Genomic DNA, 12,018 nt, shown 5'->3' on the forward strand with positions numbered 1-12,018 from the left:
TCCGAGACCTGTTGTCATAGCGTCACACCCGGCGTCAGGGTCGCCGGCAGAGCAAGGCTGGCGGTCTCCAGCGATGCCACGGGATAGGCACAATAGTCGGCGGCGTAGTAGGCGCTGGCGCGATGGTTGCCGCTGGCGCCCACGCCACCGAAGGGGGCGCTGCTGGCCGCGCCGGTCAGCTGTTTGTTCCAGTTGACGATGCCGGCGCGGCTGCGCAGCCAGAAGTGCTGGTAACGGGCGTGCGAATCGGACAACAGGCCGGCCGCCAGGCCGAACTGCGTGTTGTTGGCCTCATCGATCGCCGACTCGAAATCGTCATAGCGAATCACCTGCAGCAGCGGACCGAAAAACTCCTCGTCAGGGCGCTCGGCCACGGCGGTCACATCGACGATGCCTGGGGTCAGCAAGGCCGCGCCATCCTGCGGTTGGGTCATCGAGAGCAGCGCCGTGCCGCCCTTGGCCAGCAGGTCAGCCTGCGCCGCCAACAGCGCGCGCGCCGCGTCCAGGGAAATTACCGAGCCCATGAAGGGCGCCGGCTGAGCATCGAAAGCGCCGACCCGCAACTGGCCGCACACCTCGACCAGTCGCGCCAGCAGCCGATCACCCCACGTCCCCTGCGGTACCAACAGGCGTCGTGCGCAGGTGCAGCGCTGGCCGGCAGTGATGAAGGCCGACTGAATGATGGTGTAGACCGCTGCCTCCAGGTCCTTGACCTGATCCACCAGCAGCGGGTTGTTGCCGCCCATCTCCAGCGCCAGGATCTTGTCCGCACGCCCGGCGAATTGCTGATGCAGCACGGTGCCGGTACGGCTCGAGCCCGTGAAGAACAGCCCGTCGAGGCCGGGGTGGGCCGCCAGCGCAACACCCGTGTCGCGCGCGCCTTGCACCAGATTGAGCACGCCGTTGGGCAGACCCGCGGCGATCCAGCACTGCACGGTCAATTCGGCGACCTTGGGCGTCAGCTCACTGGGTTTGAACACCACGCAGTTACCGGCCAACAACGCCGGCACGATATGCCCATTGGGCAGATGGCCCGGAAAGTTGTACGGCCCGAACACCGCGACCACGCCGTGGGGCTTGTGCCGCAGCACGGCGGTGGCATCGGCAAGGGGGCTGCTTTTCTCGCCGGTGCGCTCACGATAACTCTGCACCGAGATCGCCACTTTATTGATCATGCTGGTGACTTCGGTCGCCGACTCCCACAGCGGCTTGCCGGTCTCCTGACCGATGCAGCGAGCCAATTCGTCGGCGCGCGTCTTGAGCTGTTCGGCGAAAGCCTCCAATACTGCGAGGCGGGCCTCCAGGCTACGCTGCGCCCAGCCGGGGAATGCCGAGCGCGCCGCCTCAACGGCCGCATCGACCTGATCGGCGGTGGCGCCCTGACCTTCCCAGAGCAGCGCCTGGCTCACCGGATCGAGCGACTGCAGCGCCTGGCCGTGACCGGGCTGCCACTGGCCAGCGATGAAATGCGTGGTCATGCCTGAACCTCCCGGGGCGCACTCAGCGGCACGGCGCGGACACTGTCGCCAACGCCCAGACGCAGCCGTTTGGCGGTCAGTGCATCGACCACCAGGGTGCCTGCCGCCAGGCGTGCCGGCGCGGCGGTGATGCGGCAGTCTTCGCGCTTGCGGTTATGGATGATGTAGGGCGTGGCGTCCTCGCCCGGCGTGCCGACGGCCAGCACCAAGGTTTCACTGTCGCGCACGGCGCGGATACGCTGGGTCTCGCATTCGATCGCCGGACCCGCATCGAAGATGTCTACATAACCCTGATAGGCGAACCCTTCGCGCTCGAGCATCGCCAGCGCAGGTTCGGTGTCCGGGTGCACGCGGCCGATAACGCTGCGCGCTGCCTCGGACAAGAAGCAGGTGTACAGCGGGAACTTGGGCATCAGCTCGGCGATGAAGGCCCGGTTGCCCACCCCGGTGAGGTAATCAGCCTGACTGAACTCCATCTTGAAGAAATGCCGACCCAGACTTTCCCAGAACGGCGAACGGCCATGCGCATCCGCCATGCCGCGCATCTCCGCCATGATCTTCTTGCCGAACAGTTGCGGGTACTCGGCGATGAACAGCATCCGCGATTTGGACAGCAAGTGGCCGTTGCGCCCGTTACGGTAGTCGCTGCGCAGGAACAACGAACACAGTTCGGCGTTGCCGGTCAGGTCGTTGGCCAGGAACAGGGTGGGAATTTCGCGATAGATGTCCAGCTCGCGGGAGGCGCTCACGGTCAAGCCGACCCGGTAGTTGTACCAGGGCTCACGCAGACCGACGGCGCCAGCGATGGCACTGATGCCGACCACCAGGCCCTCGTCGTTCTCGAGCACGAACAGGTAGTCGGTGTCGCCGCGCGCGGCTTCGCCACTGAAGCTCTTCTCGGCCCAGCCAACCCGCCTGGCCAGGCGCTCTTCGTTGGCCGGAAACGTGGTCAGTCCGGTGTTGCCGGTGCTGCGAGCCAGTTCGATCAGCGCGGGTAAATCGCTGCTGCGTACGGGACGAACGATCATGCTATCTCCTTGTGCGGCGGCCTGTGCCTGCCGCGAATCGCGCCTGCCGGCGAGCGCTCGGCTCAGGCGGCAACCACACGGACACTGCCACCTTCGCCAACGCCCAGGGCGTCGGCCGCTTCATTGCTCAGCACCAGCGGCTTGCCCGGCACCCAGTCCAGCTCCAGCAACACGGCGCGATAGTCCTGCAACTGACCATTGCACACCAGGTACGGGCGTCCACCTTTGATCGGCGTATCGTCGAGCCTGACCGGCACCACGCGGCTCTGGGCGATCGAACGAATGGCCGAGGTGCGCGCATGCAGGGTCGGCCCGCCATCGAAGATGTCGATGTAGTGCTCGGTTTCGAAGCCCTCGCGCATCAGGATGTCGAAGGTGATCTGCGCCCGCGGGTGGACCTGGCCCATCGCTTCCTGGGCGCGGTCGGGCAGCAATGGCACGTAGATCGGGTAGTGCGGCATCAGCTCGGCGAGGAAGGTACGGCTCTTCAGGCCGCACAGGCGTTCGGCGTCGGCGTAGTTGAGGTCGAAGAAGTTGCGCCCGATCGAGTCCCAGAACGGCGACTCGCCCTGCTCGTCGCTGTAGCCGACGATCTCGGTCACCACCGACTCGGCAAAGCGCTCCGGATGCGACGCCATGAACAGCAGGCGTCCTCGCGAATTCAGTTCGGCCCAGCCGCTGTCGACCAGTTCAGGCAGCACATAGAAGCTGGTCAGCAGGCTGTTACCGGTAAGGTCATGGCACAGCGACAGGACGTGGATCTTGTTGTGGATCTTCAGCTCGCGCGACGCGTGCACGAAGGTCTCGTTGCGAAAGCTGTAGAACGGCTCGGAATAGCCCGCCGAGGCGACGATGGCCGAGCAGCCGGCCAGCTTGCCGGTGACGCTGTCCTGGAGCACGAAGAAGTAGCTTTCCTCGCCATTGAAACTGACTTCGGCGGCGAAGGAGGTTTCCGAAGCGGCGATCTTGTCGCCCAGGCGCCCGGCATCATCGGGCAGCGAAGTGACACCAATGGGGCTGTCGGCAGCCATGCGCTGCACTTCGTTCAGGTCCGCCATTTGCGCGGGGCGCATCACCAGCATGGTGTCACTCCTCAGGAATACGGGCCGAACGGGTCGGCACGGAAAATCGGCGGGTACGTGCCTGCACGCGCACAGCGGCACCCGCACTGGAATTCGATGATCGCCGACGCGGCGCAGCCTGCATCGGCGATGAACCGCAGGCCGATCAGCCCTGGGTCAGCGTGCGTACAGCGCGCTCGAAGCGGGCCAGGCCCTCGTCGATATCAGCATCCTCGACCACCAGGCTTGGGGCGAAACGCACTACGTCGGGACCGGCCTGCAGCACCATCAGCCCTTCTTTCTCGGCGGCGTTGAGCACGTCCTTGGCCTTGCCTTTCCAGGCTTCGGTGAGGACGCAGCCGATCAGCAGGCCGACACCACGCACCTCGCTGAACAGACCGGCAGCCTGACCAATCGCTTCCAGACGCGTCTTGAACCGCGCGTGCTTGGCCTTGACGCCTGCCAGCGTCTCGGGAGTGTTGACCACGTCCATCACCGCGCACGCGACGGCGCACCCCAGCGGGTTGCCGCCGTAGGTGGTGCCGTGGGTGCCGACGGCCAGGTGGCTGGCCAGCTCGGCCGTGGTCAGCATGGCGCCGATCGGGAAGCCGCCGCCCAAGCTCTTGGCGCTGGTGAGGATGTCCGGGGTGACGCCGTAGTGCTGGTAGGCGTAGAGCGAACCGGTACGGCCGACGCCGGTCTGCACCTCGTCGAAGATCAGCAGAGCGTTGTGCTCGTCGCACAATGCACGCGCGCCCTCAAGGTAAGCCTGGTCGGCGGGCACCACACCACTTTCGCCCTGGATCGGCTCGATGACCACCGCGCAGGTCTTGTCCGAAATCTGCGCCCTCAACGCCTCGAGGTCGTTGTAGGGCAAATGGCTGATGCCGGTGATCTTCGGGCCGAAGCCATCGGAATACTTGGGCTGGCCGCCGACACTGACGGTGAACAGGGTGCGCCCGTGGAAGCTGTTCACGGTGGCGATGATTTCGTGCTTGTCCGGGCCGAAGCGGTCATGGGCCACGCGACGGGCCAGCTTGAAAGCGGCCTCGTTGGATTCGGCGCCGGAGTTGCAGAAGAACGCACGGTCGGCGAAGGTCGCGGACACCAGCTTGTGCGCCAGGCGCAGGGCCGGTTCGTTGGTGAACACGTTGGACACGTGCCAGAGCGTGTTGGCTTGCTCGGTCAGGGCCTTGACCAGCGCCGGGTGGCAATGGCCCAGGGCGTTCACCGCGATGCCGCCGGCAAAGTCGATCAGTTCGCGGCCCGATTGATCCCACACACGGGAACCCTCGCCTCGGACGGGAATGAAGGCCGCCGGGGAATAGTTGGGCACCATGACCTGGTCGAAATCGGCACGTTGCACTGGGGCTTGCTCAACGGACATCTGAGTCTCCTGAAGAGGAACGCTGGCCTGTGGAGTCACCAGCGATGGGGGGATTGTAAGGACTGATCGACGCCTGTCCTTGCTGCCAGGCGACAACTTGTTACAGGGTCAAACCCGGTTTTGCCAAGGCTTTCGGCAATGCGACAAACACAGTCGCATTCGCGCAGTGTACCGGCAGCATGGCATTGGGTGAACGCTGCACGCCTCAGCCTTTCTCCGCGGGCGTTGAACTCAGCTCGAACGGGCTGCTGCTGCGCCGCTGGTTGCGATCTTCACGGGGCGTGGCGCCGAAGAAGTTGCGGTAGGCACTGGAGAAATGCGGCCCGGAAGAAAACCCGCAGGACAGGCCGATCTGGATGATCGACTTGCTGGTCTGCATCAGCATCTGCCGGGCTTTGTTCAGACGCAGTTCCAGGTAGTACTGGCTGGGCACGCGATTGAGGTACTGCTTGAAAATCCGCTCCAGTTGCCGACGCGACACACAGACATGCTGGGCGATTTCGTCGGTGGTCAACGGCTCTTCGATATTGGCCTCCATCAACAGCACCGCCTGGGTCAGCTTGGGATGGCTGGAGCCCAGGCGGTTCTGCAGCGGAATGCGCTGGCGCTCGCCGCCCTCGCGAATGCGCTCGACCACCAGTTCCTCGGACACCGCCCCCGCCAGTTCAGCGCCATGGTCACGGGCCAACACCGCCAGCAGCAGGTCGGTGACCGCCATGCCGCCGCAAGCGGTCAGGCGGTCACGGTCCCAGTCGAACAGATGGCTGGTGGCGATGACCTTGGGAAAGCGCTCGGCGAAGTCGTCCTGCCAGCGCCAGTGCACCGCGGCCCGGTAGCCATCGAGCAAACCCAGCAAGGCCAGCGGGTACACGCCAGCAGAAAGGCCGCCGACCATGCAGCCGCTGCGCGCCACCTGCTTGAGCGCCGTCGTCAGCGGCGCACCCAGGGCGAAGATGGGTTCATCCGCCAACAGCAGCAGTTTGTGCAGGCCTTCGAGACGACCATTCCAAGGCTCGCCCGGCAGACGCCAGGCGCCCTCTTCGGCGGGCTCGGCCTGCAGGTAGCTCAGGTCGTAGATCACCTCCGGGTGCACCCGCTGGGCAAGCTGCAGCACTTCCTCGGCCAGAGCCAGGGTCAGCGGCCGAGTGCCGGGCCAGATGAGAAAGCCGATTCGCTGGGTGGTCATAGGTGACGGTCCGAAACCTGGGGTCGAATGAGGCGGCAGGCGCTACCGCGCCCGTAGCGCAGCATGCCCTATTCTGGTGCGCGAGTGCAGCCCTTACTTGAGGCTGCCGGAGAGAAACTGGCGCAGACGCTCGGACTGCGGATTGACCAGCACTTCGCGTGGATTGCCGCGCTCCTCGACCAGCCCCTTGTGCAGGAAGACCAGCTGGTTGGACACCTCGCGGGCAAAGCCCATCTCGTGGGTGACCACCACCATCGTCCGACCTTCCTGGGCCAGCGCCTGCATGACCTTGAGCACATCGCCCACCAGTTCCGGGTCAAGCGCTGAGGTCGGTTCGTCGAACAGCATGACCTCAGGTTCCATGGCCAGCGCACGGGCGATCGCCACACGCTGCTGCTCGCCGCCGGACATGTGTCCGGGGAAGGCGTCCTTGCGGTGCGCCACACCGACTTTGGCCAGGTAGTGCTCGGCCTTTTCCAGCGCTTCCTTGCGATTGACGCCCAGCACGTGCACTGGCGCTTCGATGACGTTCTCAAGCGCAGTCATGTGCGACCACAGGTTGAAGTGCTGGAACACCATCGACAGGCGCGAGCGCAGGCGTTGCAGTTGCTTGCTGTCGGCGGCGCGCAGCGCCCCGTCCTTGTCGGCCACCAGCTTGAGCGCTTCGTTGTTGAGCACGATCCTGCCCGCGTGGGGCTGCTCGAGCAGGTTGATGCAGCGCAGGAAGGTGGACTTGCCGGAACCGCTGGAGCCGATGATGCTGATGACATCGCCCGCCTTGGCTTCCAGGGACACGCCCTTGAGGACCTCATGGCTGCCGTAGCGCTTGTGCAGGTCTTGGACTTGGAGTTTGTACATGCTGTCGATTCTCACAGAGCGGTCAGTGCTTGCGCGGCGCCAGGTAGCTGAGCCAGCGGCGTTCGGCCATCTTGAACAGGCGCACGAGGATGAAGGTCAGGCACAGGTAGAACACGCCCGCGGTGATGAAGGCCTCGAAAGGCAGGTAGTACTGGGCACTGACCGTGCGCGCGGCGCCGGTGATGTCGATCAGGGTCACGATCGACGCCAGACTGGTGGTCTGCAGCATCATGATCACCTCGTTGCTGTACTGCGGCAGCGCGCGGCGCAGCGCCGAAGGCAGCAGGATGCGGCGGTACATCTTCAGGCGCGACATGCCCATGGCCTTGGCCGCTTCGATCTCGCCATGGGGCGTGGCCTTGAGGCTGCCGGCGATGATTTCGGCGGTGTAGGCACTGGTGTTGATGGCGAAGGCCAGGCAGGCGCAGAAGGTCGCACTGGACAGCCACGGCCACAGGAAGCTCTCGCGCACGGTCTCGAACTGGGCCAGGCCGTAGTAGATCAGGAACAACTGGACCAGCATCGGCGTGCCACGAATCACGTAGGTGTAGAGCCAGGCGGTCATGTTCACCAGCGGTTGGCGCGAGACGCGCATCAAACCCAGCGGGATCGCCGCCAGCAAGCCGAAGAACAGCGACAGCGCCAGCAACTTGAGCGTGGTGAGCAGGCCACCGAGGTACAGCGGCATGGCTTCCCAGACGACGTTGTAGTCGAAGATCATAGTTCAGCGGCCCTCACGCCGACCGAGTAGCGTTTTTCCAGGTACTTGAGCGCCAGCAGCGAGACGCTGGTCAACACCAGGTACAACGCGGCTACCGCCAGGAAGAAGGTAAAAGGTTCGCGGGTAGCGTCGGCTGCCTGCTTGGCCTTGAACATCATGTCCTGCAGGCCCACCACCGACACCAGCGCAGTGGCCTTGGTCAAAACCAACCAGTTGTTGGTGAAGCCCGGAATCGCCAGACGGATCATCTGCGGCACCATGATGCGGAAGAACACCTGCCGCGAGCTCATGCCATAAGCCGCCCCGGCTTCGGCCTGCCCACGGGGAATCCCGAGGAACGCGCCACGGAAGGTTTCCGACAGATATGCACCGAAGATGAAGCCCAGGGTGAAGATGCCAGCGACCAGCGGATTCACGTCGATGTAGTCGTCGTAGCCGACCAGCGGTGCGACCCGGTTGATGATGTCCTGACCGCCATAGAAGATCAGCAGGATCAGCACCAGGTCCGGGATGCCACGGATGACCGTGGAATAGAGGTCACCCAGCCAGGCCAGCCAGCGCACCGGCGACAACCGCAAGGCTACGCCGATCAGGCCAAGAACGATGGCCAGGGCCATCGACGACAGGGCGAGCTGCAACGTCAGCCACGCCCCCTCGAGGATGACTGCCCCGTAGCCTTTCAACATGTTTCGAATTCCTCAGGACTTGGGAACGAAAAATGGTGCAAACCTCAGCGCTCCTGCTGTTTGCACCATTGCTCAGGTGATTGCCGGACGCTTATTTCGCGTCTGGACCGTAGATGTCGAAGTTGAAGTACTTGGCCTCGATCTGCTTGTACTTGCCGTTGGCGCGGATGGCGTCGATGGCCTTGTTGATGCGCTCGCGGTTGGCGTCGTCACCCTTGCGCACGGCGATACCCACACCGTCGCCAAAGTACTTCACGTCGGTGAAGGCAGGCCCGACGAAGGCGAAGCCTTTGCCAGCGTCGGTCTTGAGGAAGCCGTCTTCGAGCAGGGTGGCATCGGCCACGGTACCGTCCAGGCGACCGGCCGCGACGTCCAGGTAGACTTCGTTCTGCGTGCCATAGGGCACGACGGTGACGCCCTTCGGTGCCAGCACTTCCTTGGCGAAGCGGTCATGGATCGAACCACGTTGTACGCCGATTTTCTTGCCCTTGAGCTCGTCAAGGCTGTCGCTGACGGTGGTGCCGTCCTTCATCACGAGGCGCGCCGGGGTCAGGTAGTAACGATTGGTGAAGTCAACCGACTTCTTGCGATCGTCGGTGATCGACATGGAGGACAGGATGGCGTCGATCTTGCGCACTTTCAGTGCCGGGATCAGGCCGTCGAATTCTTGCTCGACCCACGTGCACTTGGCTTTCATCTCTTCGCAGAGGGCGTTACCGATGTCGTAGTCGAAGCCGGCAATGCTGCCATCGGGCTGTTTGAAGGCAAAGGGTGGATAGGCCGCTTCGATACCGATCTTCAACGGCTTTTCGTCGGCCTGCGAGACCAGGGAAAACACGGACAGCGCCAGGGCGCCAAGCAGTGCGAGCTTCTTCATCAGGTAACTCCATCGGTACGGGGCACTAGCAGGCAGGGAAACGACTGCCCGAGAGGCGAATGAGTACAACGCGAGCCGCGCAGGGTTCGACCAGGGTCGCAGACCACGAGCGAGTGAGTGGCATTCTAACGGCAGCCCGGTGGTCGATATTTCTTCAAAGCGACAACTACGTATAGAAGCGAATAAACCTGCGGGCGGCGATATTGACAGCTCTTGCGAAACATGCAAGCGCAAAAGGAATACAACCTTTAGACGAAGCAATAAGCGCGCCTATTATTGGCAAAGCCTTGAATTCCGGCAAGTGCGGGGTGCGTGGGGGTGGCGATGGGATAGGAAATGCACCGGAGGGCTGCAGGACTGTTTCCCCTGGCCCCGATTCGGTGCAATGGATCAGCGCGACGGGTTACCGATGAATATCGGGTAACACTCGGCAAAATCGAGCAGAACCCCCTTAAAGGGGAAGCTGCCGCGAGAATGAAAAGGGGCTGCATCGCAGCCCCTGTCATGCAACTACGCCGACGCCCGGCTCATGGCCTTGTGGGTGTCGATCAGGTGTTGCACCACACCCGGATCGGCCAGGGTGGAAATATCACCCAGCGCATCGTACTCGGCCGTGGCGATCTTGCGCAGGATACGGCGCATGATCTTGCCCGAGCGGGTCTTGGGCAGGCCTGGTGCCCACTGGATGACATCCGGCGAGGCAATCGGGCCGATCTCTTTGCGCACCCAGTTCTTCAACTCCTGGCGCAACTGCTCGCTGGGCTCCTCGCCGGCATTGAGGGTGACGTAGACATAGATGCCCTGCCCCTTGATGTCGTGCGGCACGCCCACCACCGCCGCTTCGGCGACCTTGGCGTGCGCCACCATGGCGCTCTCGATCTCGGCGGTGCCCATGCGGTGGCCAGAGACGTTGAGCACGTCGTCGACCCGCCCGGTGATCCAGAAGTAGCCATCTTCATCTCGACGCGCGCCGTCACCGGTGAAGTACATGCCACGGAAGGTCTTGAAGTAGGTGTCGACGAAACGGTCGTGGTCGCCATACAGCGAACGTGACTGCCCCGGCCAGGAGTCGAGGATCACCAGGTTGCCCTCGGCCGCGCCCTCGATCAGGTTGCCCAGGTTATCCACCAGTGCCGGCACCACGCCGAAGAACGGCCGGGTCGCCGAGCCTGGCTTGAGGCCGATGGCACCTGGCAACGGGCTGATGAGGATGCCGCCGGTTTCGGTCTGCCACCAGGTGTCGACGATCGGGCAACGCTCCTTGCCGACCGTCTTGTAGTACCAGTTCCAGGCTTCCGGGTTGATCGGCTCGCCGACCGAGCCGAGCAGGCGCAGACTCGAACCGTCGGCGCCGGCCACTGCCGCCTCGCCTTCGGCCATCATCGCGCGGATGGCGGTCGGGGCGGTGTAGAGGATGTTGACCTTGTGCTTGTCGACGATCTTCGACACACGGGTGATGTCGGGGTAATTCGGCACGCCTTCGAACAGCAGCGTGGTGGCGCCGTTGGCCAGCGGACCATAGACGATATAGCTGTGCCCGGTGACCCAACCTACGTCGGCGGTGCACCAGTAGACCTCGCCCGGACGGTAGTCGAAGACCCGCTCATGGGTGAGCGCGGCGTACACCAGGTAACCGCCGGTGGTGTGCAGCACGCCTTTGGGCTTGCCGGTCGAACCCGAGGTATAGAGGATGAACAGCGCTTCCTCGGCGCCCATTTCCTTGGGCGCGCAGTGGTTGGAGGCCACCTTCATCAGGTCCTCGTACCAGATGTCGCGGTGCTGGTGCCAGGCAATGTCGCCACCGGTGCGCTTGCACACGATGATCTTCTGCACGCTGCTGGTTTCAGGATTGGTCAGGGCCAGGTCGACGTTGGCCTTGAGCGGCGTGCGTCGGCCGCCGCGCAGGCCCTCGTCGGCGGTGATCACCACCTTGGACTTGCAGTCGATGATGCGTCCGGCCAGCGCTTCGGGCGAGAAGCCGCCGAACACCACCGAATGAATGGCGCCGATGCGTGCACAGGCGAGCATCGCCACCACCGCTTCGGGAATCATCGGCATGTAGATGGTCACCACATCGCCACGGTGCACGTCCTGCCCACGCAGCGCGTTGGCGAATTTGCACACCTGCTCGTGCAGCTCGCGGTAGGTGATGTTGCGGTGTTCGGAAGGGTCGTCACCCTCCCAGATGATGGCCAACTGGTCGCCCCGCTCTTCGAGGTGACGATCCAGGCAGTTGTAGGAGACGTTCAGAGTGCCGTCGGCGAACCATTTGATGTCCACGTGGTGGTCATCGAAAGAGGTCTGCTTGACCTTGGTGAAAGGCTTGATCCAGTCCAGGCGCTGGGCCTGCTCGCGCCAGAAGCCGTCCGGGTTGATCACCGATTGCTGGTACATGGCCTTGTAGGTGGCCTCGTCGGTCAGGGTATTTGCCGCGACCTCGGGACGAACGGGATACAGGGGAGCCGCACTCATCTGTTTTACCTCGGTGTAATAGTTGTTTTTGTATACGAAGGTTTTAACTGTACCAGAGCGCGCGTGACCATTCGACGTTGGTAGTACCAAAACCCGACTGGCGCGTCAGCGCTTCCACGACAGCGCTGCAACCGGCGTAATCGCTGATGTCCAGAAAAAAGCGGTGGCGCAGGAAAAGATTGTTACCGAATCCAGCAAAAACTGTATCAAAACAGTGTCTTTTTCAACTTGCCACGCAGGCCTAACATGGCCCTCGCCAACAAC

The 12,018-nt window shown here is 63.5% G+C and carries 10 protein-coding genes; all 10 read right to left on the reverse strand.

Translation table 11 applies throughout. The annotated features are described in order from the left end of the window. Positions 1-14: 14 nt before the first annotated feature. The 10 genes from astD to acs all read right to left on the reverse strand — a co-directional run bounded on the left by astD (position 15) and on the right by acs (position 11,754). Positions 15-1,478 (reverse strand): succinylglutamate-semialdehyde dehydrogenase, encoded by a 1,464-nt coding sequence (gene astD / locus Q6A47_RS04580; RefSeq protein WP_304483268.1) that lies wholly within the window; start codon positions 1,476-1,478, stop codon positions 15-17. After that, positions 1,475-2,506 (reverse strand): arginine N-succinyltransferase, encoded by a 1,032-nt coding sequence (gene astA, locus Q6A47_RS04585; RefSeq protein WP_039579066.1) that lies wholly within the window; start codon positions 2,504-2,506, stop codon positions 1,475-1,477. The genes astD and astA overlap by 4 nt, the downstream gene beginning before the upstream one ends. A gap of 62 nt (positions 2,507-2,568) precedes the next feature. Further along, complete coding sequence (aruF, locus tag Q6A47_RS04590; protein WP_116888677.1) at positions 2,569-3,588, reverse strand: arginine/ornithine succinyltransferase subunit alpha; 1,020 nt, start codon at positions 3,586-3,588, stop codon at positions 2,569-2,571. A gap of 145 nt (positions 3,589-3,733) precedes the next feature. After that, on the reverse strand, positions 3,734-4,954 hold the full coding sequence (locus Q6A47_RS04595; RefSeq protein WP_304483269.1) for an aspartate aminotransferase family protein: 1,221 nt from the start codon (positions 4,952-4,954) through the stop codon (positions 3,734-3,736). 205 nt (positions 4,955-5,159) lie between these two features. Further along, a complete protein-coding gene (gene argR, locus Q6A47_RS04600; protein WP_029614279.1) occupies positions 5,160-6,140 on the reverse strand; it encodes a transcriptional regulator ArgR in 981 nt (326 codons plus the stop codon). Positions 6,141-6,233: 93 nt separating this feature from the next. Next, entirely contained in the window at positions 6,234-6,998 is a 765-nt protein-coding gene (locus Q6A47_RS04605) for an ABC transporter ATP-binding protein (protein WP_039579073.1), read from the reverse strand. 22 nt (positions 6,999-7,020) lie between these two features. Further along, on the reverse strand, positions 7,021-7,719 hold the full coding sequence (locus tag Q6A47_RS04610) for an ABC transporter permease (RefSeq protein ID WP_039579076.1): 699 nt from the start codon (positions 7,717-7,719) through the stop codon (positions 7,021-7,023). Further along, on the reverse strand, positions 7,716-8,405 hold the full coding sequence (locus Q6A47_RS04615; protein WP_029614280.1) for an ABC transporter permease: 690 nt from the start codon (positions 8,403-8,405) through the stop codon (positions 7,716-7,718). The genes Q6A47_RS04610 and Q6A47_RS04615 overlap by 4 nt, the downstream gene beginning before the upstream one ends. A gap of 91 nt (positions 8,406-8,496) precedes the next feature. Beyond that, complete coding sequence (locus Q6A47_RS04620; protein WP_029614281.1) at positions 8,497-9,282, reverse strand: ABC transporter substrate-binding protein; 786 nt, start codon at positions 9,280-9,282, stop codon at positions 8,497-8,499. 510 nt (positions 9,283-9,792) lie between these two features. Continuing rightward, positions 9,793-11,754 carry an acetate--CoA ligase gene (acs, locus tag Q6A47_RS04625; protein ID WP_039579080.1) on the reverse strand — a complete coding sequence of 654 codons (1,962 nt, stop codon included), beginning with the start codon at positions 11,752-11,754 and terminating at the stop codon, positions 9,793-9,795. Between the last annotated feature and the right edge of the window lie 264 nt (positions 11,755-12,018).

Origin of the sequence: Pseudomonas boreofloridensis (genome assembly GCF_030580795.1) — a bacterium.
Taxonomy (GTDB): domain Bacteria; phylum Pseudomonadota; class Gammaproteobacteria; order Pseudomonadales; family Pseudomonadaceae; genus Aquipseudomonas; species Aquipseudomonas boreofloridensis.

Coding starts and splice junctions, on each gene's coding strand:
- Q6A47_RS04605 (WP_039579073.1), bottom strand. CDS start 6,998: ATGTACAAACTCCAAGTCCAAGACCTGCACAAGCGCTACGGCAGCCAT.
- acs (WP_039579080.1), bottom strand. CDS start 11,754: ATGAGTGCGGCTCCCCTGTATCCCGTTCGTCCCGAGGTCGCGGCAAAT.
- aruF (WP_116888677.1), bottom strand. CDS start 3,588: ATGCTGGTGATGCGCCCCGCGCAAATGGCGGACCTGAACGAAGTGCAG.
- argR (WP_029614279.1), bottom strand. CDS start 6,140: ATGACCACCCAGCGAATCGGCTTTCTCATCTGGCCCGGCACTCGGCCG.
- Q6A47_RS04620 (WP_029614281.1), bottom strand. CDS start 9,282: ATGAAGAAGCTCGCACTGCTTGGCGCCCTGGCGCTGTCCGTGTTTTCC.
- Q6A47_RS04610 (WP_039579076.1), bottom strand. CDS start 7,719: ATGATCTTCGACTACAACGTCGTCTGGGAAGCCATGCCGCTGTACCTC.
- Q6A47_RS04615 (WP_029614280.1), bottom strand. CDS start 8,405: ATGTTGAAAGGCTACGGGGCAGTCATCCTCGAGGGGGCGTGGCTGACG.
- astA (WP_039579066.1), bottom strand. CDS start 2,506: ATGATCGTTCGTCCCGTACGCAGCAGCGATTTACCCGCGCTGATCGAA.
- astD (WP_304483268.1), bottom strand. CDS start 1,478: ATGACCACGCATTTCATCGCTGGCCAGTGGCAGCCCGGTCACGGCCAG.
- Q6A47_RS04595 (WP_304483269.1), bottom strand. CDS start 4,954: ATGTCCGTTGAGCAAGCCCCAGTGCAACGTGCCGATTTCGACCAGGTC.